The 392-nt window shown below is 45.9% G+C and carries 1 protein-coding gene; it reads left to right on the top strand.

Annotated elements, in window-relative coordinates:
- Positions 1–392 (top strand): Ig-like domain-containing protein (locus H5115_RS20015; RefSeq protein WP_182756990.1); only part of this gene is annotated, 392 nt, incomplete at both ends.

The raw sequence follows: 392 nt of genomic DNA, 5'->3' as shown, positions 1-392 counted from the left end.
GATGGCGATAGCCTTGTCATAAGCGCAGCATCAGCTGATATTGGCTCAGCCTCAGTAGTTGGCAATCAAATTCAATATACCCCAGCTGCGAATACCAATGGACTCGCCACGGTAACTTATACTGTTAGTGATAATAATGGTGGAACCAATACAGCCACAGTCGCTATTACGATAACTGCCGTGAATGATGCACCTGTTGCTAATAACGATACTGCAACTATGGCTGAAGATGCAGCGCCAATACTGATAAACGTAATAGCCAATGATTCAGACGTGGATGGCGACAGCCTGACGATCAGTGCTGCATCAGCTGATATTGGCTCAGCCTCAGTAGTTGGCAATCAAATTCAATATACCCCAGCTGCGAATACCAATGGACTTGCCACGATAAC

Source organism: Pseudoalteromonas sp. SR44-2, from assembly GCF_014163745.1.
Lineage (GTDB): Bacteria > Pseudomonadota > Gammaproteobacteria > Enterobacterales > Alteromonadaceae > Pseudoalteromonas > Pseudoalteromonas distincta.
The sequence above is the reverse complement of the archived record's forward strand: the minus strand, read 5'-3'. Positions and strand labels throughout refer to the sequence as shown.